Below are 26,284 nucleotides of genomic sequence, written 5' to 3' on the forward strand. Positions count from 1 at the left end.
GCTATCAAAATGATAACCAAAAAGAAGAAGGATGATAAAACTAGCCTTGTGTCAGATATTACACAAATATTAGTTTTAACATCTATTATTATAAACTATCAAAGCAGTTTTTTTTATTACGTTTGCTTATAACTTAATTTCTTATCTTTATAAAAAAGTAACTCCGAATATCGGCTAAAGAATAAACAGATTTAAGATCTAATAATAAACGTATAGATTTTTCTTTTAGAATAAACAGAAAGGCTTATCTATTAATTGTTCTTTTTCAGCAATAAATATTTTTTCATATTCTAAACTATCATAGTGATTGGATTGAACTAAATATTGTTGTTGATTTAATTTATTTAGAACTTCTACCTCTAGTAATTGATCAAATTCTACTGAAAAGTAACTATATTTATTTCCTAACATAATGGCTTGATCAGAAAAAATGGAATCTCTTAAATTTTCAAGCAATTGAATCTCTCTTTGTATATCAATGATTCCCTTTTGGATTAATTCCTTGATCGAACCTCTGTCTTTGTCTTCTTTACGTAAATAATCATTGATTTTTGATTTGATTTCCTTACGCAATTTCTGTATTTCCAACTGATCCGAAATTATTTTCATTTCTTTCTTGAATCGTTTTTCATCTAGTAACAGTGTTCCCCTCACATTTATTTTAAAATCGTCTTTTTCTAAAAACACAGCTTGTTCTTGTGTACAAGAGATTACTTCTGCAATATAACCACTACTTTTTAGTTTCTCAATGATTTTTACTTGAAAGTATCCAGGAATTCCAGGCGTTTTATAAAAATAGATATCTCCTATTTCAATTTTTTTCAAGTTGAACACTCCTATATAAACGATAGTTAATAATAAAAAAACTGATCTATCAAAAATAGATCAGCTTTTAGAGATATACATCCAGCTACTTTAACTAACTATCACTAGATCTCTTTTAATGAACTTTGGACAATTCGTATTATAGCAAAAATTTAAAAAAAGTATTATTTAGATAATTTATAATTTTATAAGAAAAGTATATAAAAAGAAGGCTACACGTATAGATAGCCTAAAATCAAATAGTAATATAGTAATTCCGTTCTTACTATAACATAAACGGTTCATACAAAGCTATCTTAATTTAAATTGTTATTGTTAATTGCCTTGTGACTATCACTTCTCGTACAGTACCCATTCATTACCATCAAAAAAGAAAAATGAAAAATATTTTGAAGATTATCATAATTTAAGCTTAGTTAGTCACAAGGCAATTAAGCAATAAAATAAAAAGAAGAAAAAATTTGATTATAGCTAATACTAAAAATAAAATATCACTGATCATCATTTAGGAGTTTTTTATTCATGCTTACTTCATAGTTGTATTAGCTACTTTTATTTTAAAAGAAATCATGCCAGATATTTTTTTCTTTTTTTCTTTCACTTGAAAAAATAATGTATAAGAAATCTTGATATTCATTCTACGTGACTCCATTTTTGTTCCTGGTAGAATTCACTATGACATATTTCATCGTAGTGAACTTTATCCTCACCTACATAGATACCAAGTTCATCGCCACCTAAGATCTACCCTATAATATCCTCCGTATAATAACCATCCACGTCCCACTCTTTTTTTTGAATACAGATAATTTTATTTTTTATTATTGCCGTCTTCAGTATCTTTGAAATCTCTTCCGTCGTCATTTGTTCTTTTGCTAAATTACGAGTAAAACGTTGCTCATTATCCGCATCGATCTCTTCTGTGTGATCTGATAAGTAGAGTCTAGCCCATTTCAACCATCCTCGATCGTTATAATCAATCATTTTTAAGCCCCCGGTGCCTCCTGCATTGCCCACCAACAAGTGTGCTTCTAGTAATACTACGAGCGCCCTCTAACATCGAAGAAGCATGTATAATCGACGGAAAACCATACTTCTGCCTAATTTTATCTATTATTTTGTCTAGTTTTTCGTCATCAATCTGTTTTTGCGGATCACTAAACAAATCTAGCTGAAATGTGTAAATGAACACATCCTGTTTTACAATTATGCTGCCTGATACGAATGGGTACCTGTTCCGACATTTCTTTTACCACCAGCTCGATTTCATTTCTTCTAGTATAATCTCGTGGTAACACTTGTGGATTTCCATATGATTTTTCCTTTGTCGGTTCTGGTGGGATTGCTATGTCAGTTCGATCAATACCATTTGCATGGAAGTATAGCTGTAAGCCAATCACACCTAAGCAACTCTTAATGGTGTATGGATTCCAGTTAGCTAGATCACGAATGCTCATAATTCCCATTTGGTTGAGCCTTTTTTCCATTTGTGAGTCAGTGCCCCAAAAGTCCGTTATTTCTTTAATACTCCATACTTTTTCAGGAACGTTTTCGTATGTCCATTCCGCAATAAACTCTTCGTTATGCTTCGCTTCATTGTCTAAAGCGAGTTTAGCCTAAAGGGGATTATCACCGACACCTACCGTAGCAATCAATCTAAGATCATATTAAAGATGATCTTGGATCATTTGAGCTAACTTCAGTCGTAAAAAAATTTAGCGATTTGGTCACTTTTAAGATCGATTCATCAATTGAATAGATCAATAAGTCCTCATCCGCCACGTAACTTCTGAAAAGATTGTTTACCTGCATGTTTCGCTTGATATAGAGGTTCATACGTGGTGGGACGACATGTAACGTTTTAGGAAATGGTTGTGGTAAATCTCTTGGTCGACTGACATTAGAGATCCCATATTTTTTCTTTGCAGCTGGTGAAGAAGCTAAAATCAATCCTGATCCAGTGTTGTCAGAACGACTCATGACAACTAATTCAGTCGTCAACGGATCTAAATTTCTCTCAATACACTCAACGCTTGAGTAAAAGCTTTTCATATCGATTAAAAAGTAATCATTTACTGGTTCTTTTGAATAATCCAGCATGAATAACACCCTTTCTTTTTCACATTAAACAAACATATGTTTGTTATTGTAAAGAAGAAATAGTTAAGTGTACAAAAAAAGACGCAGAAGAAAATCCTTCTGCATCTTCTTTTGATTTGTATGATAGTTTCATCATAACACTTTTATTTAGATTTTGTATTTAAATTTCAATATAAGAGATATTGAAACAACCATTATTTTTTGATATAAATATTGTTGATAGTGAATCATTAGTGTTCTCACAATCTTATTTTGCAGTCTTCTGTTCTCTAAGAACAGAAGTATTTTTTTATACTATTTTTTTTTGCATATAAGAAAAAAAGGGGAAATTATTTTGAGCGATTTATCTTAAAATAAGACCATAGCCAATAATTATAATTTAATCTCATATGCTTTTGTTGGCTATAGCAAGATGCTTTTTTCATTTATTGTTAGATTGCCTTGTGACCAACCAAACCTATTAGCCTTTTAAAATTTTTTTGTTTTCAATGATATACACTAAACAGTGTATGATGTTTCATAGTCACAAGGCAATTAATGAAATAGAATAAATTCATTTTCTATATCATCAACTATTTTTTGATTCATTATAAAAATTTAAAATAAACAAAATAATGAAAATTGGTTATACTATTCATGTAATTAATTTATTTGTGTATCCCCTATATTTTCCACACTCATAGCTGTAGTTCGGCACAAATAAATTTAATTTCAACCCTAACTATGTAGCAATAAAAGTTACAAAAAATTTTACCCGAAAAGCAACAATCAACTTTATTCAAATAAAGTTGATTGTTGCTTTTTTGTGGAAATATTTTTACTCGACTTTTTAAAGTAAAAGAAAAAAAGAAGAAACCTATATTTAAAAATTTATGATAAAAAGAATATAGTTAATACAAACAACCCCTAATATAGGGACTGATGTCTATCCCTATCATATAGTATTAACGAGCCTCAATCTTATTTTATTCCATAGTCTTATGACTGACTAAAAAAGGTTTTACTTCTTCTTTACCTTAACAGCTTTAATTTAGTAACTATAAGTCATAAGACGATCATAGCTCTAGAATAATACACTGGCTTTTTCATTTCTTAAAAAAGCTGGTGTATTATTTTTCTACAAAAGAACCGTTTCAATCTAATATATATTAATAGCTATTCCCATCAAAATTATAAATAACTGAATCTTATTAGCTTAATAGAAAAATCTTATTGCTCAAATAATAGATTTTTTCAAACAACTTTGTTATTATTCCTAAGTAATAATTATTACATTATTTTAAGTCATTCTATTGAATGGCTTTTTTCTATCACCTTTTTAAGTTGATTATACAAGTTTGTAATTTTAATTTGATTCGATGATTGATGGAGGTATGTAGTTTGCGATAAATTGTAGAAATAATTAAGAATAAAACTAATCTTTTACACTAGATTAATTTTTTCGTGAAAAATTTTAAATATCACTATTCTAGTAACTTTTTATTTTGATCACCAATTTAAAAATAGAGGACGTGAAATTTTGAATTTGACTAATTATAATAAATCAATTTATTTAAAAGAATACTACAACAATTTACTAGAAGAAATAACAAAAAAACATGAGAAAGATCCTGATCTATCTCATGCCATTGGGAAAGATAAAGATTGTTTCTATTGTGAAAACTATCTAACAATCAATAAAAAACTTCAAAAACTCTTAAAAGAAATCTCTTTGTATGAAGAAAACCATCAAATAAACTTTGATGGTAGACAAACAGACAAAAACATAAATGAGAGTGAACAACCCAAAAGAATTTATAAAATATATTCATTTTTATTTGAAGATGGCTCAGAGTATTTGATTTATACCTCTTCTAAAAAAGAAGGTTGCCAGACTGTTGGAAAGCACTTATCTTCATTAATGAGACAAAAACTAGTTTCAAAAAAATTTTACCCTTCCATTTATCTAGAGAAAGAAAATGGAAGAGTGCATACATTACAAGAAATAGTGAATACCGGTTTAAAAAATGAACCTAAAGTACTAGGAAAAAACTATGTTCAAGAAAAGAAACAGATCAGTTCTTTCAATAAAACTATTTCAAATTCTTTTATATATTGTGAATCTGAAAATATCTTATAAATAAGAAAGACTATCTTTATTTTACAAATATAGTATATACTATATTTGTAAAATTAGTTATTTGAAAAGGTTATAGTAGCTATTATTTTTTTTACAAAAACTAGAACTACCTTAAAAGCAAAATGTATTTTACATGTACTATTTTTATATATTTTTGTAAAAAAAAGAAACTTATTTTGACTAATCTATCTTAAAATAAATATATAGCCAATACTTTTGTTAAATATCTGAACTCCTATATATAGTCCTATCATCCCATGATAATTAGCAATCGCTGCATGAGTTACACATTGCATTGGCTATAACAAAAAGTTTTTTTCATTTATTATTGGATTGCCTTGTGACTAAGCAAAGCTTGTTAACCTTCAAAAATTTTTTCTTTTCAATGGTAAATAATGGATATTGTACGATAATTGATGATTCATAGTCACAAGGCAATCAATAATAAAGAACTAATTTATTTTCTATATTATGTATCTAAATTTTGATAGCTTTTTTAACCGTTCATGTTATAGTACAAGCGGAATTACTATCTTGCTATTTGATTTAAGGCTATTCCTGTAATTAATTTGTTTGTAGATATTATTTCCAGACTATAACCCAATCTACAAATGAATTAATTGCAGCCACAGCCTTATTTTTTGGTTCAACTCTTACTTTTCAATTATAAAAATGCAAACTATTCAATAAAAAACAACAATTTACTTCCTTGTTAAACACAGTAGCAGATTGTTGTTTTTTATTCCTATATTATTATTAAAAAATGTCCAGCTCGTTGTGTGGATTCTGAACTTGCAAACAAGTATTCAACGTATTTGCAACTTTTACTTTACTTTGATATACTTAAAATAATGAAAAAGAGCCATGCGCTAACATAGCCCCATGTAGAACCGTTAAAAAGACGGTGACTGAAATGAATAGTTTTTTACAAACCATCTACTCTCTGTCAAAGTGTTAGATGGCTATTTTTTGTCCTTATGGTCAATTATCAGCAAAACTAACGTCACAAAGACGATCATCAGTTGAATTGCTTCAAAAGTTGACACTTGCTTACTCCCTTCTAGGGATAAAGCTATGAACCATAGGCATCACCCCTTTTGTAAGAGGTTAGCCACCATCTTTTCACTTTTCTACCTTCTAATTGTAACATATCTAAAACGAACACTCCATATAACCCAAAACTTACAAACTTTGAATTTTTTATAGTGAAAATACTCATTCATTACTATTTTTATAAGATCTTTTCGATTAGTTGGACTGAACATCGTGAGGAAAGCTAATTGAAATTGAAAGATTCTCTTCAGAAACAATAAATCGTCTACCATATTTTTTTAATAAAGCTTCACGTTGTCTTATATGACAACGAGTCAAACGGACAACATATTTATTTATATTACTATACAACACTAAGTAACACAAAATTAACTTTTATTAATTACAAAAACTGTTTTATGTATGTTTAAAGTATCTCCTATTGGATACCAATTAAAACCACCGCCGAACGTTAGCATGTTTCAAGAACAACTATTTATAGATATCTGGATAATATAGAAAAAAATAAAGCTAATAAACTTAGCTAAGAACTTAAAAATGATTGTGATTTATAATCAAAAAAGTAAAAAGTGTGAAATATGATTACTCTCTTATTTGTTATATTTGTGACTGTAAAGGAGAGTGACAATAATGTATTACTACTACTTCGAGAAATTTACCAATCAACACTTTAGACATGTCATTCACACGAATGAGTGCCCGTTTTTAGCCTGTTGTCAAGATAGAGTATTGATAGGCTTTGAACTTTCCTACTATTCTGCTATGGTTACTGCTCAAAAGAAATATCCGTTAAACAATTTTTATGGCTGTCCCTACTGTTGTCGTGCAAGCTATGTCAAATGACTTTTTTACATGCTCCTTCTAGAAAAAAAGTTACACATGTCAGAATATAGAAAAAATAAAGGGTCAGAAACTTTTAAGTTTCTGACCCTTTAACAAAATCATATCAACATATCTATTACTTATATACTTCGCTTCTATGACCTATTGATAAGATAAGAATCGTCACTTCTTGCTCGCTAATATCAGCTATTATACGATACGCACCTACTCTATATCTCCAATATCCTGATTTATTAGCTGTTAGTCCTTTCCCATATCTTCTTGGATCATCTGTGCCAACAAGTTTTTTTTCAATCCAGTTCAGGATAACTTTTGCTTGAAATTTATCCATTTTTTTTAATGCTTTTTGCGCTTCTCGTTCATATCGTACTTGATAGGTCATCTTATAATCCTAACTCTTTTAGCATTTCTTCATGTGAAATGGTTTGATCATTTTTCTCATGCTCTTTCATTAGTTTTTTATAAGTTTCAAAGTCTACTAATGACTCAGCTGATTGTAAAGAATTACTGCGCATAAATTCAGAAATATTCTCTCCATTAAAGTTAGCAACTTTTTCAAGAAAATCTTTTTCTTCGTTAGATACTCGAATACTGATTACTGGCATAGCTATCAACTCCCTTTCAAGTTCATTGTAATACAATCGTATGACAAAATCAAGAAGAAAGTATGAGTTATAAACTATAATAATTACTTATTTACTTGTTTTTCTTATTGTAAAAGGATGTTTACTATTTGTTTTTTGTTTTTTTCAAAAGTTACAATAATTTCTTCCTCTGGTATAGTGATATAGTCTGTCTTTTTGAAGCCTTTCGTAGCTTTTTTTAAAAAGAATGGTTTAAATTTTGGTTCAAATATAGATACTTCTTTCTCCAATTGCGTTGATTTATAAACTTGGATAATCAAAGCATGGCAATTTTTACCTTCAATAGAAAAAGGAATAATATCCCCTATACCAATTTTTTTAAAAACAGTTTCTGGTGCTTTAAAATAAATTCTTTGTTTAGTTTTGTGCAATGTCTTATCTTTTAATTCTAAAAATAATCCTTCAAAAATTGTATTTTTGTTTATTAGGCGCATTTTAGGTACTCTTTCTCCTTTTTTTAGTGGAGAGAAAAAGGATCATTAATTTTTAAGACTATCAAAGAATAGTATTCACATTTCTTTAACAATAATGTTATAGTTTTTTTATAAAAATATTATGTAAGGGATATGGTGATAGTGAAATGAAAAAATCAGTTTCTTTTAAAGTTTCTATGGTAATATTGATATATGTACTTTTTTTAATTAGCAGTATAGGAATAGAACTTTTGCCTATTAAAGAGACTTCTATCTTAAATAGTATTTTGCAATTTAGTTGTAGCTGTATCTTAGCGTGGTTTTCTTATTCGATAGTAAAAACATTTAAAATAACTAATGATAAGATATCATCAAATAAAATTACTAATGTATGGCTAATCATATTAGGAGTGATAATGTTATTATTTTTATTAATAGTAATAAATGTTCCAAATAATATTGAGGAAATTCTCAATGGTGGTACAAACTTATTAACTGCTTCTTTTTTAGTAGCAATTTCTACAGGAATATTTGAAGAATCTCTTGCTAGGTTACTGACATTCTCGGCATTTTTAGAAATGTTTAAAGCGAAGAAACATGCCTTAGTTTGGTCTTCCATTGTTTCCTCTTGTTTATTTGGATTGTTCCACTTGTCTAATCTAACAATGCAATCATTTAATACAACCATGCAACAAATTTTTTATGCAACTGTTTTAGGATTATGCTTTTCTGTCATTAGAATTCGATTTAATGGATTATCTTACGTGGTTTTGTTGCATTCTTTAATTGATTTTCAGCCAACAATAGCTAACGGTGCAGCCACTTCTTCATCCTGGGGAGAAATACTATTAATATTTATGCCAATTGCTATTGTATCAATTATCTGCTTAATTCTATTAAATAAAGATAATAAGAGCTTAGAGTTATTAGTTTAAACCAAGCTTAAAAGGTTAAATTTGCAATGCCCCCCGTAATCTGGATTAATATCTAAGTTATGGGGTGTTATCATATAACTTCACTGATTATCGCATCACTTTTTACTTGACTAGTTTTTCATCGGCTAGATGAAAAAGACGAGAAATAAGCAACTTGTCACTAGCCCACACGCTCCGAGTCTCACCCAACAAATTAAAAAACAAGTTTATTCGCAATAAACTTTTCTTTGTGTTTATCTTGTACAAAAAATTTACAATTTGCAAACAAAATATAATATTATTACTTTAAGGGCACAACTTAAATGCCCGTATATAATTAGGAATATACCCTTAATTCAAATTTAACCATGATACCCTGGAACCTAAAGTGTTCTTCTATACGGACATAAATGAATAACTGATAAAGAAATAATAAATTGAGCAAAAAACAAAGACTAAAAAAGAACCATTAACAACCAAATAGCTGTTAATGGCTCTTTTCTACTCTGCAAATTTTCCTGATTTATAAACAACTTCATAACCTTTTGATTTTTTGAAATCATTAAAATAGGAATCGTAATTAAATTTTTTAATTCATTTTCGTCTAAAGATATACCTCATTTTTTTCTTAAATCATTCGCTTTATTTTCAAAAGGAACCCAACTATCTTACTAAATACAATTTTTAGAATTTATCATAATAAATCAAAAAACTAAAATCATCTTCTGTATAATTGTATTTTTCACAATAAATTATAGTCAAAAACAAAAGATATAAAAATGAAGATATTACAAAAATAAATATTTGAACCTATATAGTAAGAGTACCTAAACTCAATTAGATACTCTTACAAAAAAATATAATGGCACTTATTACAACTCAAAGTCCCGACCATGCTTTGGGAGTTTTTACTTCAGCAAGTAACTCCAATAAAACTTTTGGTGTGGAAAAGCCGTTTCTAATAGTGAACCCACTAATTGCAGGTTGAAATTCTTTCTTGTAATCATAATAAAATTCACCTTTAGCAGCACTATCTTTTATTTTTTCTAAAATTTCACATAGATTTTTATCTTTTTTAATTTCTGGGGTGGCTAATGCAGTTTCAGTTAATTCTAGAATTTTGTTGAAAGATTTATTATTTTTCATAATAGGATATTAATGTCCCATACCTGCCAAGCCAGAAGCCCAGCCACTAATAACAATTCCTGCAATATTTTCTTTAGCTTCTCCCCAGTTAACCCAGCACTTACTATTATTACAATAAACACCATTACCATATGAACGCGTAGCTGCATCAACTTTTGTACCAAAATTCGTCACAACTAATCCAAACATTCCAATAAGAGCTAAACTAAATAATTTTTTTCTCATAAATCAATACCTCCTTTTTTCTAAAATAATTATAAATAATTTTTAGAAAAATCTGATAAATATATCATAAAAAGTTATTTTGAAAGCATAATTGCAATAAAAAATCATTCCTATTTATTTGTTCTGAAAAACTGATATACCACTAATCTTCCATATTTGAAATAACGATACTAAAGAGTTTTAAGTTTTATTTTAAGTAATTTTCTAACTAAAAAATCGAAAAAAAAAGACTTGCAATCGATCAGGAGCAATGTTAAGGGGAGCAATATGTATGTTTCCGAATTTTGGACAGACTCTCCCTAGTGATTAAGGAAAGTCTACAAAAATTCTGATAGGGTATACCCTGTTGGTCGCACTTTCTTATTCTAGTAATTCTGCTTTTTTAAATTTTAATCCTTCCTGGTATCCATGGAAGTAAGCTTCATTGTCTTTTACTTTGTGTGAAGTGTCTTTTCCTGGAACTAAGCTGAGATCTTTCATGTAAGACTTCACGGCTTCAGTAAGCTGTAAGACTAATTCATATCCGTTTGTAATTACCTGCTGTTTAAATACGTTAGATAAACCACTGAGATAGCCTTGAATATAGTCTTGCTTTAATTGCCATTTTCGTTTTCTCTTGCGTTTGATCTCAGGTTGCTGCATATACTTTCTTGCACAATAGGAGACACTTCCGCTGGCATACTGAAAAGTAATTTCAGCAATTTGCACGTCTGAAGCTAGACCAGTAAAACATAAATCGATTGGTGATCCTTCTCGATAATAAAACTCAGTTCTAAAATTTTGTGCGATAATCGACGCTAAACGATACAGCCACTTTTGCGGACGTCCACGATAGATCACGTGTGTTTCTACTTCTTCTATCCGTTGCTGCTCGTGATAGTTGAAAAACTCCTCTTCGGTAAGGGCATAGTCCATCATCAATTGCTGAGCTTTGGCTAATGCACTCATTGATTCTTCATCGTTTGCATCTGCAGCGAGCGCCAGTAGTTTTTTGATCTTATCTTTTCTCTTATCTTTTCTCTTATCTGCCATTTTCTCCTCCTACTATTTTTGATTCTCAAACTCAATATCCATTTTCTCTATCGAAAAAATAGGTCTAGTTAAATAAAATTCGCTTGGATATTTGCCTTTTAGGGAATCCTCATAAGTTACTCTCACGCGATATTTGAATGTAGTGAGATTTGCTCTTTCCTTTTCGATAGAATAATTTTCGATTTTATGGGTTCTAACTAACGAATCTAATTCACTAGTTAAATTATCATTATATATATTGTTAGTTATATAATATAGCGCTCCTAGAGATAATAGAGACAGAAAAAGACTCATTTTCATTAATTTTTTACAATCATTTGTTTTTTTCATTTGTTATTTTCCTCTTGTCTTTGTAGTACTCTAAAGTGTTAACACTTCAATAAATACCGCCAGCGTCTTCTTTGAGTTCTTTTTGATAACTATTAACCAAAATATTTATCTGTATTTCTATATTTTTTCATAAAACAAATATCTTATATACTTCATGCATGATAAATAATGATAGATACATAGGTATAGCCAAAAATAAGACTTGCAGTATAGTTATTCCATAATCTATAGACAAAATACTGATTGATAGAAGGCCATAGCATATCAGAGAAATAATGATCATTATGTTGGTAGCATTATCCTTATATTCCATCATTCTTAATAAAATAATTTTAGTTAACTTATGTTTTCTTCTTTTTATTTTTTTTAGCTTGTTTAAGTCACTTTCTAACTTCATATTTTCCTTGCGTTATAACGGCTAGATTTGGTATTTAGCTTATCTAAGTGATATGAAGATATTACTATTAAATTTAGCAATTCAAACAATGAAAAAATAAGCCAAAGAAGAATATATGAAGAACATTTTAATGAATAATGGACATATTCAACGTATCGATCCCCAGCTAATCCTAAAGAGTGAACCTTGAACTCAATAAACTGCGTATATGCCACTCTATACAAATGACTACTAATTATCATACCTAAAAGACAAATAATAAATAGTATACTAAGCTTTAGTTTGTACGAATTCTTTTTAGGTTTTAACATTTAATTCCCTCCTTGCTAAAAGTGATATCACTTATATAGATCAAATTAAAAAGTGACGTCACTTTTTTAGTGCTGGTACATCAAATCCTGCTTTTTCTTGCGCGATCAATAGATCTAACGCAATACACATAATCTTAGATTCACTTTTCCCGTACTTCTGCTTTAGTTGCTGCAATTCTTTTTGTCTCTTTTCATCTAATGTCACGGGTAACCGTTTATTTCCTATTGCAATTGGCATTAGTACTCTCTCCTTTCATCGAAATAACCCTATGAAAAATATGGCTGCAATCATCTTGAATAGTGGACTCACAAGGGCTAACACAAAGCGCCAAAAGATCAAACAAAATACCAGTATTGCCAAAAATACTACGAAGTTTAAATGCACAGCTGCAGCATGACGCATAATTATTTCGCCAACAAATAAGACTAATAATAAGGGAATAATTTTGTTCATATAGATCTCCTTCTTTCTCTTAGATTTTCGGGCTTTGCCCGTTTATTTCGCACCACCTAAGCGGCGGTGGCGGTTGGAGCGATTGGTGCGAAATAAGAACCATTCCCTTAATTTCAATGTTTTTTGTTCTTATTTCACACATTCTCACTTTTCGGTATAAATGGTTATTGACCTTTTTTCCTTTCAAATCGTTGATATGGCATTCGTTTACGGTCAGGTTCATTTTGGATTTCTTCTGTATCGTCGTAAGTGTAGGTATCTAAAAAATCAGTTAAAGTCGTGTACCAGTCGTCGCCTGGGTTATCTACTTCTTCTACATATTCCCTCAAAAATGCTTCGGGTACAGTGAGTTCATAATCCATTCCAATTAACACGATAGATTCCGTCCCACACGTCAAAAATCGAATAATATTCTGATTCTGAGTAATAGTGTCTCCTACAAATCGTGTAACTGACAAAGTTTTCGACCAGCTCACTCCTTTCTAGGTACACATTCATGATGTATTTTTCTGTTTCTAGTCGTAGAAGCTCTGTTCCTTTTTTTACCGTTTCAGGACGACGTTTATACACGTCTAAATGATTATGGCTGACTGTGACCTTCGTTTGACTCGTTTCGCTTTCCATATACAACTGTTCTTCCACTCTTTGAATAAAGTACTTCATTTCTTCCATACAACTAAAGTCTTTTTGAATCCGTCTGACTACTTCATTCAAATGTTCTTTGTTTGTTAAAAAGTGAGAAACATCTTCCATTGTTAGTTGATAAACCACATTACTCATTTTCGTTTTCCTCCTTTTTCATGATGTAACATGCGCCATACTTGTTGACATTTTCAAAGTAGTCCAACCATTCACTTGAAACAGTCTTGGCTTTTTTCGTTTCGATAAATTTTCCATACGTTAGTTCTAAAGCTTGGTATTCAGAAGGTTTGATTGTGCTTGGTTTGACGCCTGCTTCCAAGCATAGTAAGGCTTGGAAAAACCATTTTCCATTTTGTTTTTTCAGTTCTTCCAATGTTCGATAATATGTCGCAATGAGATTCATTTCGACACCTGATTCAATCATTTCTTCCACTGCGACTGACAGTTTTTCTTTGTAATGCTTTTTGGGTACACGCGTTTCATGGTATAGGAACGTCATATCCTCCATTTTTTGTGCCATTTTATCCAAAGGTAATTTGACAAATTCGTCATAGTAATTTTGAGCCATCATTTTATCTTCCTTTCTCTTCAATCAAAATGTAATCGCCGTAAGACAAGGTATATTTTTTCCCGCATGTTGGACATTGATACAAACGATAGCTTTTGATACATTTCGCTCTTTCTCCACAATCGCATTCGACAGTATGTGGTGCATGGTAGTTTGGAAATAATTCACTGAAGGGAACACCCCAATAATCAAATTTCTTTCGCATGATTGATTCTGCCTCCTCTTAGGAAAGGTTTTACTTCCTTTCGTTAGTTCTTTCTTTATTGATTTGTTGGCCAGAATGAATCAACGAAAAGCGACAAGGACAAGGGCGCGCAGCGTGCCATTTACCCTTGTCCTTGTCACTTTTTGGTGATAAAAGGCAACTTGTTGCCGGTCTGGCAAATCAATAAAGAGATAACGAACAGGAACGAACCTTTTGGTGAGAGGAAGTTTTTTCTATTTTGTCTTGCTTTGCAAGACCCCTTATCTTAGTGAACGTGCAGCGTTCACTTCCTTTCTTCTCGAACGGCGGTGGCGGTTGGAGTGAGAGAAAGGTTTTTCAATTGAGAAGGCACTTGTGCCTTCCTAAAAAGGCCTTTTCCTGTTCCCGTTTCTATGTAAAACAAAAAGAGCTGCAGTCCTACATTAGGATTGCAGCTCTTCTTTTATATGCCCATCGATCGCGTAAAATGATCGGGGTTTCTAATTTGCATCGATTCAATGACTAATTGATTCCGTTTATTGAAGTGACCTGTCACTGAAATAGTATACTTGCCTTCTTCCAAAATCAGCAATTTATCCGCTATTTCTATATTGGCCACTACACAATTGATTGGTTCATGACTCGTGTGTAATGTAAATCGCACAAGCAATGGCTGTGTCTTGATCACCCGAATTTTATCGAGTAAACCAGTATAATGTTCCATCGCGATCACCTCGCTAAAATTATAGCAAAAACAGCTAAAATTGAGAATTTTTATTCGATTTTAGATATGCTATAATAGTCGAGACAGTAAAGTTTGAAGACGGTGGCGACTTCTGGAAAGGTGGTGGTGCTTATGAATGTAAGTGCTAAAATCTATGAAAGGAGTAAGCCTTTTGTCCGCATATGAGACAATTCAAACCATTCTTGGTTTTGGTATGTTTACCATTGCTTTGATTAGTTTGATTGTAAATATGCTTAAAAATGACAAAAAGAAATAACCGTCTACTTTAGCAGGTCAGCGGTTATTTCCAAATAACTAATATTCTGCCACCGTTCTTTAATCGGTGCTGTTAATGAGGGGTTGTTAGCGCAACTCCTCTTTTTCATGTTCATTATAGCAATATTTCGCAAGAAGTTCAACGATTTCCCGTTAACCCTACATATAAAGCGGTAGAATAGCCGTAAGTATAACAGCTGTCGCTGCTATTGTGACTTTAGTCAATCGCCAAAAGGAATTATCCTTTCCTGATCTTTTTAAAAGATAAGAACAGACAAGATACACGAATACAAGAAATAGTGATCCTTTCGCAATTCTATTTACCAAAGGATTTTCAGTGACGCCAAAAGAAATCCCGTCTATAAATGCAATTACGGGTATCAATAGATCCATCGTCAGACTAATTTTTTTTGCCATGCTTACTCCTTCTTTCTCGAACTAAAACGGTAGATCATCATCGCTAATATCGATTGATTGTCCACCAAATGGATTCTGTGAAGCGTTCAATCCATTGTTGTTAGGCGTCGCTGTATCCCGTTGTTCAAAGGTGGCGGTGCTTGGACTGGTGGACGATTGATCAGCGTGCGCACGGCTCTCTGTCGCTGCTTTACTTTCTAATAGTTGAAAGTTATCTGCTACAACTTCAGTCACATACACACGTTGTCCTTGCTGGTTGTCATAAGTCCGCGTTTGAATCCGCCCAACTACACCAATCAAGCTACCTTTTTTAGCTAATGTCGCCATTGTTTCTGCTGGTTTGCGCCAAATTACGCAGTTAATAAAATCGGCTTCTCGATTGCCGTTTTGATTCGTGAAATTTCGGTTAACGGCTAGGGTAAAAGTCGCTACTGCAGTACCACTTGCAGTATAACGTAAATCTGGATCTTTGGTTAATCGTCCTACTAAAGTTACATTATTAATCATTTTTATCTCTCCATTTCTTGATTCATTTGTTGTGATCTCTTAAAATTTTGTTTTCGTTCTACTTTCTCTTGCTCTACAATTGATTGCATCAAAGAATCGACGGAAGTTAGTGTAGATTCGAAAGAAATGTCTTTGGCAAAATAATTTTCTTGTTGGTATCTTTTCCACTTTTCCCTCAACCCCTCATCCTTCATCAATTGAGGCATTTCCTGATTATACAATTTTTTAAACACAGATTGATTATTTCTTTCCTTGAACGTTCCTTGAACACTCTTATACAAGTTTTTCTCATCGATACGTTCTAGTTTTGGAATCATATACAGGTCATAAAAGTCTTTCATGCGCGAATTATCTTTTCCGAAACTAAACGTAGCATGTAATTTTTCAGCTAGAATTTGTTCCGTAGGATAAGCTGGAATATGAATCGTTTTATCTTCAAACATTAATTTGTGTTCATACATCAATGCCGCTGGAATAATAGAATCACCTGAAGTAATATCTAATTTAAATGGTACACGTGCATTCTCAAGATAAGCAATAAACTTTGCTTGAAAACCTGGGTAATAATCGGCTTCCCTCGTCTCTGTTAATCCCTTTAATTCAAATCGAATTCCATCTTTTGTGGGATCAGCTGTTAACTCAGAAAAAACAGTTTCTAACTTTTCTTTTGTTAGTTTCGAATTTCGATAAGTCGTATCAATATCAACAGTTGAACGGTTTTCTAACCCGTATTTTGATCCGATCAGAAATCCCCCTTTTAATACAAAATCATCATGATAAGGCGATTCAACAATACGTTCTAATAATTTTTCCATCATATAATATCTTTGGACAATTTGTGGATTTAAATGTTTCTCTGTTGCGAAATTTCTCGTTTTTGCTTTAAATTGTGTCGGTGTCATTCACCTTTACTCCTCTCAATAAAGTGGCAACATATACAAAGTCATTTCTTTTGGTGATTTTAAAATATCCATGTATCTTCTTAGCTTATTTGTATTTCTACTGGTACTTGTCATATATTCTTTTAATGCTTCTTGTTTTACCTCTACGCTTGCTTTGTATCTTGGATTCCACATATCACATAACGTTCGCTCTAAATCATAGACTAAAATTTTATTGCCGTAAAAGCTTTCTGTTTCTGTGATTCCCAGGTCAAAATTTTCTTTATTCGTGTAATGCGGTTGAATAGCATACTCGTCTAATTTCTCCTTTGAAACATTGTATCCTTTAGGAAACATCATATTGATCTTTTTAGGGATATACGTTCCGACTTGAAAAAGATCGAGCGCAGTCTCATGAGAAAAAATACCTCTGGAATAGATACTTTGAGCGAGATACAATTCATCCACGAACGCTTCTTTTAAGGTATAGAAACCTGGTGCTACCTTTTCTATTTTGTCCTTTTCGGCTAATCGATCTAACGTCATAGGCGATAAGCCTTCACTTCTAGCATCCTTCAAGGATAGATTCCCATTATGTTTATCAAAAATGCACTGGATTTTGTCTTTCATTGCTTTTCCCCTAAAGTTAATATAAAACTAACATAACTATATCACGTTAGTTTTATATTAACAAGAAAGATATTTATCGATCTAATTCAATTTCTTTTTGAATCCGTTGCTGGTTCTTTAATTGCTGCAGTCTTCGTTTACTGGCACGCATTTTCTCCTGTTCTGAACGAATTTTGGCTTTTTGATTTTCGATTTCTTGTTGTTTGTGTGTTGTATTAAGCATAAGATTAACCCTCCATTATTTTGTAGTGCGTCGTGTTCTCTTCTTGAAGCTCGTTTTTTTCTTTTCAGAAAATTCAAAGCCTGTAGTGAAGTCTTCTTTTAAAACAATCGTTGCTTCAAACGAACCCTTCTGACCTTTTAACCCTTTCACTGGTTGGCTTGTTCGGCTATTTTGAATAATCTCCTTCAGCTGTGTTGCTGTGAGTTTCTTTTTGGCAATCGTTGTCCATAATTTAAAATCACAGGCTTCAGACGTACAAGCTGCCACCTTTTGATAGAGTAAGACTTCTTGTTCCTGGCATTTTGGACAAATTCCTAAATGACGCGCGGCTTCTTGCTTTTCACTGGCTGCTTTCACTTCTTGTAACGTCGATCCAAAATCAGTGGATTGGATTTGCCCTGGTACGACTTCCAATAAGTGAGAGACAAATTTTTGGATATTGGCTAGAAAAGTGGTTTGTGTTCCTTTTCGTTCTCCAATCTTTAACAAGTAGCTTTCCCATTTGGCGGTCATTTCGGCGCTCGTAAGCAGCGGCTCTTTTTCCACGGCTTGGCAAAGCAAAATCCCTTTATTCGTCACCACGAGCTTATTTTTCTCTACCTTGATATATTCCTTTTGTTTCAAGGTTTCAATAATATTCGCCCGTGTCGCTTCTGTACCGATTCCTTCCACTTCTTTCAATATGGATTGCGCTTCTTCACTATCCACGGTTTTCCCAGCTGTTTTCATCGCCGTGATCAACGTACCTTCGGTATAAGGTTTTGGTGGCTTGGTTTCTTTTTCAAGGACTTGTAGATCTACCGTCACCATTTCTCCTTTTATCACTTTAGGAAGTAGCGGCTCTTCTTCCTTCTCTTTTCCGTCGCTCTCTTTTCCAAATAACTTCTTCCAACCTAGATCTACCGGCACTTTTCCAATTGCTTTTAACTGAAGCTGCTGAACCTGCGTCAAGATCGTTGTTTCTTCATAGGTATATTTTTCCGCAAACATGGCCACAGTTGTTTTTAACACTTGTTCATAAATGGCCTGCTGCAGCGGACTTAGTTGTTCAAATGTCGCTGCCGTCATGACCGTTTTTGTAGGAATGATCGCGTAATGTTCCTGGACTTTCTTGTTATTCACATACCGACTATTCGGCGTATGAATAGGGGTTGGGATTGATTCGACCTTTAAAAAATGCTTGTATTCATCTAAATGATCCAACAGATACGCATATTCCCCTTCCGTAATATAAGGGGTATCTGTTCGCGGATAGCTTAGATATTTCCCTTCATATAAGCCTTGCATAGCTTCCAATGTGTCTTTGGCACTAGCTTTCATGAGTTGATTCATTTTAGACTGAAGGCTGGATAGAGAAAAAAGACGTGGACTTGCCGCGCTTTTTTTCTCGGTTTCAACTTGGCGAATCATGCCTGGCTGTTTTCCCAATTGAACCCCTTTGTCTTTTAAATAAGCTTCAAATGCTTCTTGCGTCGCTTGGGTTTCATTCGGATCAAGCTTCGCATCAAATGCGCCATTTTGAGCGATTACTTGAGCTTTTCCCTCAAAATATGGTTCTTTCTTGAAGTTTCTAATCTTTTCCTGCAATTGATAAATCATGTAAAGCGTTGGGGTTTGGACTCTGCCTAAGGAAAAACTTCCTGGTATGCCTTTTTGCTGCAAGAGTAAACTATACAGTGGGCTGCCGTTCATCCCAATTAACCAATCGGCGATCTGACGCGCTTGTGCTTCTTCAAATTTTGGATAGGTCTCTTCTGCGTCTCGTAACTGCTGGAATCCCTGATAAATGGCTTCTTTTTCTAAGGAGTTGATCCAAAGTCTTTTAAAGGTTTTTCCTTGATCGGCGCCTGCTTGTTGAATGATTGACCAGGCAATCAGCTCCCCTTCACGATCGCTATCAGTCGCAATAATAATGGTGTCGGCCGATTGAAGTTGCTGTTTCACCACGTTGAATTGCTTTTTCTTATCTTTAGGAACATGATAGTGATAATGTTTAGGGAAAATAGGCAAATGCTCTAATGACCATTGTTTCCAATTTTCATCGTACATATCGGGCGAATCTAACTCGACTAAATGACCAAAACCATACGTGATCACAGTTTCACCTGGAAACAATCGATCTTGGATCTCAAAATACCCGTTTTTTCGGGTGGCTTTAGAGAAGCTATCGGCATAAGCTTTCGCTTGTGACGGCTTTTCTGCTAAAATAACGGTTTTCATCATGACGATTTCACTCCCTTTCTTGCTGTCTACCTTGTTGAAACAACATGGCACGTTTTTGCTTTCTGATTTCTTGTTGCTGGATCTCATGCTTCAATTGATCGTTCCAGTCCTTTTTTACTTCAGGTACAAATTCATGTTCATGATTTTTATAGCCTTTGTAGTATTGTTCTGCTTTATAAGAGAAAAGAATCTGCGCATTAATATCCCCTTTTTCTTGATAAAAACGATCAAAATCGTACGTACCATCCACGCGTTCACAAGCTTTTAATTCTTTTGCGACTTCTCTACAAATATCTTTCAAATTAATAGCTGCTATTGAATCGTTAACAGAAAGCTGCTGGCCAAAAGACGCATTTACTTTGTGAGCGGAAACCAGTTGGTTCGTTAATTGCAGATTGTTTTCTGTCTTGTGTATGGCCATAATAGCTTCTGGTGTGACCTTTTCTTCTTTTGCGACTTCTTCATAAATGACTTTGTATTCTTTTGGCACTTGCCAATCATTAGCGATTCCTCGTTCACAACGTACTTTCTGATTCGTAAATGGATCAACTGCGCCCATTAATTGTTCTTTTTCGTAGAAAATATGTCCTGCACGGTCATTATCCACACAAATCTCGATGGATTGAGGAAAGGCTTGTTTCTTTCTCAATTCAGATACTGCCTCACCAAAATAATGACTAATCACATGGTGTTTTAACCCTTCCATAGAGACTAACCACGTATCGTTTAACTGATCACGATTCAGTGCAGCATAGCTAAGTAAATCAATACTACTCTCAAAAAATTTTAACTGTTTAGGGTCACCGATCTTTAGGTTAAAGCCATGATTCGCTGTCGAATTTTTATCTATATGCTTATATGTGCCTCTCTCACCAAAACGTTCATAATCAATGAACGTTCCTTGATAACTCGCCCCTACTGTCTCTTTTGTCTGTGGATCTTTCCATAAAAAGGCGACCGCATGATCTAAACGATCGTCTCGAACTAAGAAATTTTGCCGTTCATGTTTTGGCTTTAGTTCGGCAATCAACCCTTCTTTTTCTGCATAATCAATCAGCCACTCTGGTAGTTTTCGTTCTTCCTTCAGATAATTCCTTCCTTTTTCTGTGAGTGGTTGATAATCAACGGGGTGATCTTTGTACTTTTCTGTCTCAAAATGAAGATTTTCCACTCGGTCTGTTTTGTCTTCATTCTTTAGAATAAAATCAGTGGCTGCTTTAAATTGTTGCTTAGGGTCTTGGATCTCTTTGTCTATGAAAAAAAGTTTAGCTAATTCAATAATGTCGCCACTAATATTTTGACTGTTCCAATAAAAACGTTGTTTTCTTCGATCAAAAACAAATGAATCATGGTCTTCTAAGCGATAGTCTCGTCCTTTATTGACTACAGCCATTCCATTGTTTCGAGCAAAATCCACTATATCGATCTGTTTACATCGATCAATAAGACTTATTTTTTTCTCGGTCATTTTAAAACCTCCCAAAAGAAAAAAGACTATCCGTTTTTCAGATAGTCTTTTTTACTTGTTTTATACACGTTCTTTTTGTGACAATTGTTGTTCATAATAGATTTCATTTTTTCGTTTTGCCACTTCTGACACTGTCTCAAGTGAAAATCGGAATGGATTTCCTAGCGCAAATTCTTCTGAAGGTAACGCCGTTTGGATCTCTTTTCCATAACTTTTTCCTTTTAAAATTACTTGATTATGCTGCGGATCTTCAATAAACGCCGCATCCTTCAAATGTAACGTTCGACCCGTATCTTCTTCCATTACTTTCCCGTCTTTCTTGTCGATCCAAAGTGAACCAACAGGAACAATATTCTTTTGTTCTGCCGTTTCTACAGTATTTTTATGCTCCTGCTTCACTTCTGCTGGTTGGATCTCTGGTTCTCTTTCTCTGTATTGATTGATTTCATTAGAAATGGTTTGAATGAATTCATTTGCGACGCGGCTGACATCATTCATGATTTTCCCACGTTCCGCAGCTTCCTTATCATCCAACGTCTGACCATTCTTCGTCCATGCTGCAATATAAGGAATAGCTTTCTCCGACGTGTCCATTCCAAAATGTTTGCACACAATATAAGAAGTCATTTCTGCCTGTAGTTCTTTGGTTGCGGTATCTAATTCTGAAAATTTGTGCATTCTTGCATGGGCTAATTCATGAATACTTGTAGCTAAATGCTGCGTAGGAGTATTTCGAGTATTCATGACGATTTCTTCTTCGCCAGTAAATTCGTTACGAACATACGCCCCACGTGCTTGTCCTAATTCTCTTTGATAGACTTCACTTTCTGTCATATCTCGAATTTGTATTCCAATATTGTTGGCTACCGCTTGAATCCCAGCTTGAAGTTCTGACTGTCCTTTTTTATCCAATTGAAAATCAAAGACACGGTTCGGAAAGATTTTCGGATAGTCTTCAGGTTTTAACTGTGTTTGTGTGATATCAAACACTTTTTCAATCGTGTAGTAAGGTTTTTTGATCACTTTCGATTCGTTTTTTATCTTCTGGTGTAGCTTCTGTTTCTCGAACAAAGCCACGTCCTTTCTCATAAAATCCTTTGACCGTTTTTCTGACAAAGATCTTGTTCCCTTGTTCCCCTTTTTTGATATAGATTCCTTCTTTTTTCAACGTGGCACGACCTAAACAAGCCGTTGCACCTGGAAATTGTTCCTCAATCAATAACTGATTTCTAAAGGATCGTTCTGGAAAACGCGACATAAAGTTCAGAAGTTCTTTGACGTCTTCAGGAGAATGGGTATGCTTTTTCACCGCATCCAGCGCCTGTTGCGAAAGGGATTTGACTTCTTGCTTGATCTCTTCTGCCGTTCGTTTTTGATAGCCCTTTTGTCTTGTTTTTGTTTCTTTCGACTCCACTTGTTCTTTTGAAACAGGTTCATTTTTGACCGTTTGTTTTTGTTCCTTCTCAGGTACTTGTTCGCACAATTTTGCTAACTCTAAATAGATTGGTTGATTACTGTTGACGCCATCCCCTAGATCCATTCGGATCTGATCTACTACTTCTCCGTTCTTCACTTCTTCAAAATAGAATTTATAATAACCTGCTTCTGCAGCGTATTGGTTATCCAATGTTTTGAGTTGATCGATCAATTCTAATGTTACGATCTCCCCACCATAACTTTTCAATCCTTTTTCTGGATCATTTTCGTTGAATTCTACTCGATAAAAATGATCGCCATCTTTCTCTTTCAAAGATTCAGTTGGCGCAGACTCTTCAAGTAATTCACGAACAGCTGCTTTTTCCTCTTCCGACGTAGCTTGGTATTTTTTAGATTCCTCAAATCCCCCGTTTTCATTCAGTTCTAAAGCGACTTTTCGATAGCCTTTCAGAAAATAAATGGTCGGATTTTTTTTCCATTGCGTCATTCGTCCGCTGTCAATGATTGCTTGTACTTCAGGAAGAAGATTTTCTTTTCCTTTTTCTGATCTTTCTTTCAGCTGTTCTAATGTTTCCAACTTCCGTTGGTATTTTCGGATCGTGGCGGCTGAAAAAGTCGATTCACCTTTTTCAAAGCGTTCGATTTCTTCTTTGAGTCTTGGAATATTCTCGATCGTCATATCCAGTCCGCCGTACTTATTATAGCCCATTTCCTTTAGCTCTTCTTGTCTTTCAAGTTTTTCTACCTGTTTTTCTTGCTGCTTAATTTCTTCTCTCAAACTTTGTATTTTATTTTCTATTTGTTCTTGCTGGTTAAACCATGAACGACCATTTCGTTTGTCATTCATTGGTTGCCCATTTGTCAATTTTTGGTGATCAAATAGCTTTTGAAATTGATCATTTAATTCGTTTTGCAACCGTACTAATTTTCTTTTGGATTTTCCCAAACGACTATTATCTAGTGGTTCTTTTTCTTCTGCCATGTCCGTTTCCTCCTCGTAAAATATCGTTTGTCTAAACAAATGGATAATTTTCTACTGCATCGACGAACGTCTTCGTAGTCAGATTTAGCGTTAAAATATCGCCATTTTGATACGCTTTTGCCGCTTTGTCTGTAACGACAAAAGCTCTGCCTGTTTGAATTTCTGTCACAAAAACGAGATTGTCTCTGGTTTTTTCAACAACAACTCCAATCGTTGAATGAACCATTTCTGCTTCCTCCCTTCTCTTTCTTTTGATATAATGTAGTCGCAAATCGCACCACTCAATGAATTGGCGGAAAACAATTCATTGAAAAAAAGAGTCCTGGACAATCACGTTCAGGACTCTTTTTTTCACTTAATAACTAACACTCTGTGAGTGAAATAGACGCTTTAATGCTTTTACATGGGAAGTTGTTGATTCCCTCTTCATTTATTTCCCAAGTAGTATAATAAGGAACTAAATTCCCTTCATATTCTTGAATAATAAAATATTTTTCACCGTTCACATGATTGCAACAGTACACACCAGTAGCTGGGTACTCAACGACTAAAAATTGATCTGGATCAAACTGTTCGTTTCTCAACATTTCTCTTATCTGAAACAAATGCTCTTTTTCTAAACAATCGGGAAGTTGTTCGATTCGTTCTTCTCTTAATGATCCTTCTATAACTTTCCATTGATCTAAATATTGTTTCATTTCTCTTCCTCCTACTGTCTTTCTTGTTCCATTTGAATTCTTCGTTGTTGCTCTTCGTATGCTTTACTTGCGTGGTATTTTTCTTCATGGGCATTAATCGTTCGATTTAATTGACGCAAACTCCGTTGCGTGACAACTCTTTGTTGGAATTGTTTCCTTCGCTTCATGAATTCTTCGTAACTATACTTGTATTCATTTGTTGGCAACTGTTTAAGTGTTCGAAAGGATCGTTCATTGTAAATAGTTTGCATATGATCGACACCTTCTATTAATGGTTTTATTTGACTATCTTGTCTCTTCAGTTCTGTTAGGATGGCATTTCCTGTGCGCTTTTTTAAATCAAAGAGGGCGTTTTTTTCTGCATTCTTTGATTCTCTTTTGCTTTCCCCATAAAGACTTTTTGCTTCTTCTTTCAATGCTTTTGAAATCTGTATATATTCTTGATATTCAGGTTCTTTTGTTAAAACATATTTGGTTAACTCATCGAGTTTCTCTCTTGTGTATGGTGAAAGTTTGGTTCGTTTTTCATCCCCGTAATTCCATTCCGAACGTTTGTCAGGTAGGGTTTTATATACTTCATTTAACAAGTTCATTGCGTGTCGATCGTAACGCGCTGGCTCTTTTACCACTTTTGTTAAGGTGTTACGCAAATCACTTTTCCGCGTCAATAAATTTCGTTTCTCCATACCAATCATTCGATCCTTTTCATAAGAAAAACGTTCTAACTCATGTACATAATTGGTCTTCATTGCGTCTAATGTTGCTTGTCTTCTCTTACCTTTCGGTACGATATAACTCACACCATTTTCAACCTCCGTGTAAGGTTTACGCGTATTTTCTTTTTCAACAACTGCAAAATGAATATGGATATGTTTGGTATTACGGTGAATCGTTGCCATCCAGTAGCCTGTTTCCTTCAGTTGCTCTTTCTCGAATAATGTCTCCATCATTTTTCTTCCAGCTGCTTTTAATCCTTCTTCATCTAAAGTATCTGTTTTGGGATCGTACAATCCTATTTTTTCAAGATACGAATTATCATGAGAGACAACATCTTGATAAATGATTGAGCCTTTTTGTTGTCCTCTTTGGAAGATTTGCTTAATCTCCTTCAGATCACTTCCTTTCACTTCGTCTGAAGCCATAGAAAAAACTCCAGGAAGGTTTCCTGAAGCTTTTTTGTGTGGCTCTGTTTGATATTTTTTTATTGCTTGGTTCAAGCGTTGGTATTCTTTTTGTTCACTTTGCGTCAGTTCTTTCTTTTGTTCTAACGCATAGTGACGAGTCATATAAGAAAGATATTTGGTAAAATCTTGTTCCTCTAACTTGTCAAAGTTGATTCCATTTCCCATCAAAGATTGAGCTTCATTCGACGTTTCGCTGAATTCTTTATCCGTCTTACTCTCCGAAAAAGTTTCTCCTTCAGGAATATAAAAATCCTCTAAAGCATTCTTGATTCGTTGCAGTTCCTGTTCTTCGTCGGGCGTGCGTCGTTCCTTTTCTTCCAGCGCTTTTTCTCTTGTCATATAATCAATGTATGTTGAAAAAGATTTTTTATTGGGCAAGGTAAATTGACAAGTGAGAATGACTGCAGGCGATTTATTCATCACGTTCTCCTTCT

26 protein-coding genes and 4 pseudogenes are annotated in these 26,284 nt (G+C 33.6%); 3 read left to right on the forward strand and 27 right to left on the reverse strand.

Annotated elements, in window-relative coordinates; genetic code table 11:
• Positions 1 to 225 precede the first annotated feature (225 nt).
• The 3 genes and pseudogenes from A5816_RS14535 to A5816_RS14545 form a co-directional block, all read right to left on the reverse strand.
• On the reverse strand, positions 226 to 825 hold the full coding sequence (locus A5816_RS14535; protein WP_086311606.1) for a hypothetical protein: 600 nt from the start codon (positions 823 to 825) through the stop codon (positions 226 to 228).
• A gap of 633 nt (positions 826 to 1,458) precedes the next feature.
• Positions 1,459 to 1,809: pseudogene (locus A5816_RS14540) on the reverse strand (hypothetical protein).
• Positions 1,802 to 2,925 (reverse strand): annotated as a pseudogene (locus A5816_RS14545) (Y-family DNA polymerase). The pseudogenes A5816_RS14540 and A5816_RS14545 overlap by 8 nt, the downstream one beginning before the upstream one ends.
• A gap of 1,519 nt (positions 2,926 to 4,444) precedes the next feature.
• Between A5816_RS14545 and A5816_RS14550 the strand changes: the two are divergent.
• The gene (locus A5816_RS14550) at positions 4,445 to 5,044 is read left to right on the forward strand and encodes a hypothetical protein (RefSeq protein ID WP_086311607.1); all 600 of its coding nucleotides are present in this window, start codon (positions 4,445 to 4,447) and stop codon (positions 5,042 to 5,044) included.
• 2,011 nt (positions 5,045 to 7,055) lie between these two features.
• On the opposite strand, the gene A5816_RS14555 is transcribed toward A5816_RS14550, so the two are convergent.
• The 3 genes from A5816_RS14555 to A5816_RS14565 form a co-directional block, all read right to left on the reverse strand.
• Positions 7,056 to 7,322, reverse strand: coding sequence for a type II toxin-antitoxin system RelE/ParE family toxin (locus A5816_RS14555; protein WP_086311608.1), 267 nt, complete (start codon positions 7,320 to 7,322; stop codon positions 7,056 to 7,058).
• Between the two features lies 1 nt (position 7,323).
• The gene (relB, locus tag A5816_RS14560; protein ID WP_086311609.1) at positions 7,324 to 7,545 is read right to left on the reverse strand and encodes a type II toxin-antitoxin system RelB family antitoxin; all 222 of its coding nucleotides are present in this window, start codon (positions 7,543 to 7,545) and stop codon (positions 7,324 to 7,326) included.
• A 104-nt stretch (positions 7,546 to 7,649) separates the two neighbouring features.
• Positions 7,650 to 8,018, reverse strand: a complete 369-nt coding sequence (locus A5816_RS14565; RefSeq protein WP_256926098.1) for a hypothetical protein — start codon at positions 8,016 to 8,018, stop codon at positions 7,650 to 7,652.
• 146 nt (positions 8,019 to 8,164) lie between these two features.
• On the opposite strand from A5816_RS14565, the gene A5816_RS14570 reads away from it, so the two are divergent.
• The gene (locus A5816_RS14570) at positions 8,165 to 8,932 is read left to right on the forward strand and encodes a CPBP family intramembrane glutamic endopeptidase (protein WP_086311610.1); all 768 of its coding nucleotides are present in this window, start codon (positions 8,165 to 8,167) and stop codon (positions 8,930 to 8,932) included.
• A gap of 858 nt (positions 8,933 to 9,790) precedes the next feature.
• On the opposite strand, the gene A5816_RS14580 is transcribed toward A5816_RS14570, so the two are convergent.
• From A5816_RS14580 to A5816_RS14640, 10 genes and pseudogenes are all read right to left on the reverse strand, one after another.
• Complete coding sequence (locus A5816_RS14580; protein WP_002298902.1) at positions 9,791 to 10,057, reverse strand: hypothetical protein; 267 nt, start codon at positions 10,055 to 10,057, stop codon at positions 9,791 to 9,793.
• 9 nt (positions 10,058 to 10,066) lie between these two features.
• On the reverse strand, positions 10,067 to 10,246 hold the full coding sequence (locus A5816_RS14585; RefSeq protein ID WP_047927845.1) for a class II bacteriocin: 180 nt from the start codon (positions 10,244 to 10,246) through the stop codon (positions 10,067 to 10,069).
• A 396-nt stretch (positions 10,247 to 10,642) separates the two neighbouring features.
• The gene (locus A5816_RS14590) at positions 10,643 to 11,314 is read right to left on the reverse strand and encodes a DUF2786 domain-containing protein (RefSeq protein WP_086311611.1); all 672 of its coding nucleotides are present in this window, start codon (positions 11,312 to 11,314) and stop codon (positions 10,643 to 10,645) included.
• 12 nt (positions 11,315 to 11,326) lie between these two features.
• Positions 11,327 to 11,644, reverse strand: coding sequence for a hypothetical protein (locus A5816_RS14595; RefSeq protein WP_086311612.1), 318 nt, complete (start codon positions 11,642 to 11,644; stop codon positions 11,327 to 11,329).
• 766 nt (positions 11,645 to 12,410) lie between these two features.
• Complete coding sequence (locus tag A5816_RS14610; RefSeq protein WP_002300804.1) at positions 12,411 to 12,590, reverse strand: hypothetical protein; 180 nt, start codon at positions 12,588 to 12,590, stop codon at positions 12,411 to 12,413.
• A 15-nt stretch (positions 12,591 to 12,605) separates the two neighbouring features.
• Positions 12,606 to 12,806: a hypothetical protein gene (locus A5816_RS16590; protein ID WP_086311613.1), complete on the reverse strand. Its 201-nt coding sequence runs from the start codon at positions 12,804 to 12,806 to the stop codon at positions 12,606 to 12,608.
• 164 nt (positions 12,807 to 12,970) lie between these two features.
• Positions 12,971 to 13,586: pseudogene (locus A5816_RS14620) on the reverse strand (hypothetical protein).
• A complete protein-coding gene (locus tag A5816_RS14625) occupies positions 13,579 to 14,016 on the reverse strand; it encodes a hypothetical protein (RefSeq protein ID WP_065763829.1) in 438 nt (145 codons plus the stop codon). Before A5816_RS14625 ends, A5816_RS14620 begins: the two are co-directional and overlap by 8 nt.
• Before the next feature lie 4 nt (positions 14,017 to 14,020).
• A complete protein-coding gene (locus tag A5816_RS14630; protein WP_044031603.1) occupies positions 14,021 to 14,221 on the reverse strand; it encodes a hypothetical protein in 201 nt (66 codons plus the stop codon).
• 442 nt (positions 14,222 to 14,663) lie between these two features.
• Entirely contained in the window at positions 14,664 to 14,924 is a 261-nt protein-coding gene (locus tag A5816_RS14640) for a hypothetical protein (RefSeq protein ID WP_049055261.1), read from the reverse strand.
• A 154-nt stretch (positions 14,925 to 15,078) separates the two neighbouring features.
• Here A5816_RS14640 and A5816_RS14645 point away from each other — a divergent pair, with 154 nt between their 5' ends.
• The gene (locus A5816_RS14645; protein WP_002295624.1) at positions 15,079 to 15,201 is read left to right on the forward strand and encodes a putative holin-like toxin; all 123 of its coding nucleotides are present in this window, start codon (positions 15,079 to 15,081) and stop codon (positions 15,199 to 15,201) included.
• Positions 15,202 to 15,359: 158 nt separating this feature from the next.
• Here the strand turns inward: A5816_RS14645 and A5816_RS14650 are convergent, their stop codons facing one another.
• From A5816_RS14650 to mobP2, 11 genes and pseudogenes are all read right to left on the reverse strand, one after another.
• Entirely contained in the window at positions 15,360 to 15,617 is a 258-nt protein-coding gene (locus A5816_RS14650; RefSeq protein ID WP_086311614.1) for a hypothetical protein, read from the reverse strand.
• A 21-nt stretch (positions 15,618 to 15,638) separates the two neighbouring features.
• Positions 15,639 to 16,124, reverse strand: coding sequence for a single-stranded DNA-binding protein (ssb, locus tag A5816_RS14655; protein WP_002295626.1), 486 nt, complete (start codon positions 16,122 to 16,124; stop codon positions 15,639 to 15,641).
• Positions 16,125 to 16,126: 2 nt separating this feature from the next.
• A complete protein-coding gene (locus tag A5816_RS14660; protein WP_002305191.1) occupies positions 16,127 to 17,026 on the reverse strand; it encodes a nucleotidyl transferase AbiEii/AbiGii toxin family protein in 900 nt (299 codons plus the stop codon).
• Between the two features lie 15 nt (positions 17,027 to 17,041).
• Entirely contained in the window at positions 17,042 to 17,635 is a 594-nt protein-coding gene (locus tag A5816_RS14665; protein ID WP_002287520.1) for a type IV toxin-antitoxin system AbiEi family antitoxin domain-containing protein, read from the reverse strand.
• A 73-nt stretch (positions 17,636 to 17,708) separates the two neighbouring features.
• A complete protein-coding gene (locus A5816_RS16375) occupies positions 17,709 to 17,858 on the reverse strand; it encodes a hypothetical protein (protein WP_179189733.1) in 150 nt (49 codons plus the stop codon).
• A gap of 15 nt (positions 17,859 to 17,873) precedes the next feature.
• Positions 17,874 to 20,078, reverse strand: a complete 2,205-nt coding sequence (locus A5816_RS14670; RefSeq protein ID WP_086311686.1) for a type IA DNA topoisomerase — start codon at positions 20,076 to 20,078, stop codon at positions 17,874 to 17,876.
• Positions 20,079 to 20,088: 10 nt separating this feature from the next.
• A complete protein-coding gene (locus A5816_RS14675; protein ID WP_086311615.1) occupies positions 20,089 to 21,549 on the reverse strand; it encodes a toprim domain-containing protein in 1,461 nt (486 codons plus the stop codon).
• A 60-nt stretch (positions 21,550 to 21,609) separates the two neighbouring features.
• A pseudogene (locus A5816_RS14680) lies at positions 21,610 to 23,968 on the reverse strand (ArdC-like ssDNA-binding domain-containing protein).
• 31 nt (positions 23,969 to 23,999) lie between these two features.
• A complete protein-coding gene (locus A5816_RS14685) occupies positions 24,000 to 24,194 on the reverse strand; it encodes a hypothetical protein (RefSeq protein WP_086311616.1) in 195 nt (64 codons plus the stop codon).
• 136 nt (positions 24,195 to 24,330) lie between these two features.
• The gene (locus A5816_RS14690; protein ID WP_086311617.1) at positions 24,331 to 24,666 is read right to left on the reverse strand and encodes a hypothetical protein; all 336 of its coding nucleotides are present in this window, start codon (positions 24,664 to 24,666) and stop codon (positions 24,331 to 24,333) included.
• An 11-nt stretch (positions 24,667 to 24,677) separates the two neighbouring features.
• Positions 24,678 to 26,270, reverse strand: a complete 1,593-nt coding sequence (gene mobP2 / locus A5816_RS14695) for a MobP2 family relaxase (protein ID WP_086311618.1) — start codon at positions 26,268 to 26,270, stop codon at positions 24,678 to 24,680.
• Between the last annotated feature and the right edge of the window lie 14 nt (positions 26,271 to 26,284).

The sequence above is a fragment of the Enterococcus sp. 3G1_DIV0629 genome (genome assembly GCF_002141285.1).
GTDB lineage: Bacteria > Bacillota > Bacilli > Lactobacillales > Enterococcaceae > Enterococcus_B > Enterococcus_B lactis.

Coding starts and splice junctions, on each gene's coding strand:
- A5816_RS14665 (WP_002287520.1), bottom strand. CDS start 17,635: ATGAAAGACAAAATCCAGTGCATTTTTGATAAACATAATGGGAATCTA.
- A5816_RS16375 (WP_179189733.1), bottom strand. CDS start 17,858: ATGCTTAATACAACACACAAACAACAAGAAATCGAAAATCAAAAAGCC.
- ssb (WP_002295626.1), bottom strand. CDS start 16,124: ATGATTAATAATGTAACTTTAGTAGGACGATTAACCAAAGATCCAGAT.
- A5816_RS16590 (WP_086311613.1), bottom strand. CDS start 12,806: ATGAACAAAATTATTCCCTTATTATTAGTCTTATTTGTTGGCGAAATA.
- mobP2 (WP_086311618.1), bottom strand. CDS start 26,270: ATGAATAAATCGCCTGCAGTCATTCTCACTTGTCAATTTACCTTGCCC.
- A5816_RS14580 (WP_002298902.1), bottom strand. CDS start 10,057: ATGAAAAATAATAAATCTTTCAACAAAATTCTAGAATTAACTGAAACT.
- A5816_RS14625 (WP_065763829.1), bottom strand. CDS start 14,016: ATGGCTCAAAATTACTATGACGAATTTGTCAAATTACCTTTGGATAAA.
- A5816_RS14585 (WP_047927845.1), bottom strand. CDS start 10,246: ATGTTTGGATTAGTTGTGACGAATTTTGGTACAAAAGTTGATGCAGCT.
- A5816_RS14570 (WP_086311610.1), top strand. CDS start 8,165: ATGAAAAAATCAGTTTCTTTTAAAGTTTCTATGGTAATATTGATATAT.
- relB (WP_086311609.1), bottom strand. CDS start 7,545: ATGCCAGTAATCAGTATTCGAGTATCTAACGAAGAAAAAGATTTTCTT.
- A5816_RS14675 (WP_086311615.1), bottom strand. CDS start 21,549: ATGACCGAGAAAAAAATAAGTCTTATTGATCGATGTAAACAGATCGAT.
- A5816_RS14590 (WP_086311611.1), bottom strand. CDS start 11,314: ATGGCAGATAAGAGAAAAGATAAGAGAAAAGATAAGATCAAAAAACTA.
- A5816_RS14670 (WP_086311686.1), bottom strand. CDS start 20,078: ATGAAAACCGTTATTTTAGCAGAAAAGCCGTCACAAGCGAAAGCTTAT.
- A5816_RS14640 (WP_049055261.1), bottom strand. CDS start 14,924: ATGGAACATTATACTGGTTTACTCGATAAAATTCGGGTGATCAAGACA.
- A5816_RS14685 (WP_086311616.1), bottom strand. CDS start 24,194: ATGGTTCATTCAACGATTGGAGTTGTTGTTGAAAAAACCAGAGACAAT.
- A5816_RS14565 (WP_256926098.1), bottom strand. CDS start 8,018: ATGCGCCTAATAAACAAAAATACAATTTTTGAAGGATTATTTTTAGAA.
- A5816_RS14660 (WP_002305191.1), bottom strand. CDS start 17,026: ATGACACCGACACAATTTAAAGCAAAAACGAGAAATTTCGCAACAGAG.
- A5816_RS14690 (WP_086311617.1), bottom strand. CDS start 24,666: ATGAAACAATATTTAGATCAATGGAAAGTTATAGAAGGATCATTAAGA.
- A5816_RS14555 (WP_086311608.1), bottom strand. CDS start 7,322: ATGACCTATCAAGTACGATATGAACGAGAAGCGCAAAAAGCATTAAAA.
- A5816_RS14645 (WP_002295624.1), top strand. CDS start 15,079: ATGAAAGGAGTAAGCCTTTTGTCCGCATATGAGACAATTCAAACCATT.
- A5816_RS14630 (WP_044031603.1), bottom strand. CDS start 14,221: ATGCGAAAGAAATTTGATTATTGGGGTGTTCCCTTCAGTGAATTATTT.
- A5816_RS14595 (WP_086311612.1), bottom strand. CDS start 11,644: ATGAAAAAAACAAATGATTGTAAAAAATTAATGAAAATGAGTCTTTTT.
- A5816_RS14650 (WP_086311614.1), bottom strand. CDS start 15,617: ATGGCAAAAAAAATTAGTCTGACGATGGATCTATTGATACCCGTAATT.
- A5816_RS14610 (WP_002300804.1), bottom strand. CDS start 12,590: ATGCCAATTGCAATAGGAAATAAACGGTTACCCGTGACATTAGATGAA.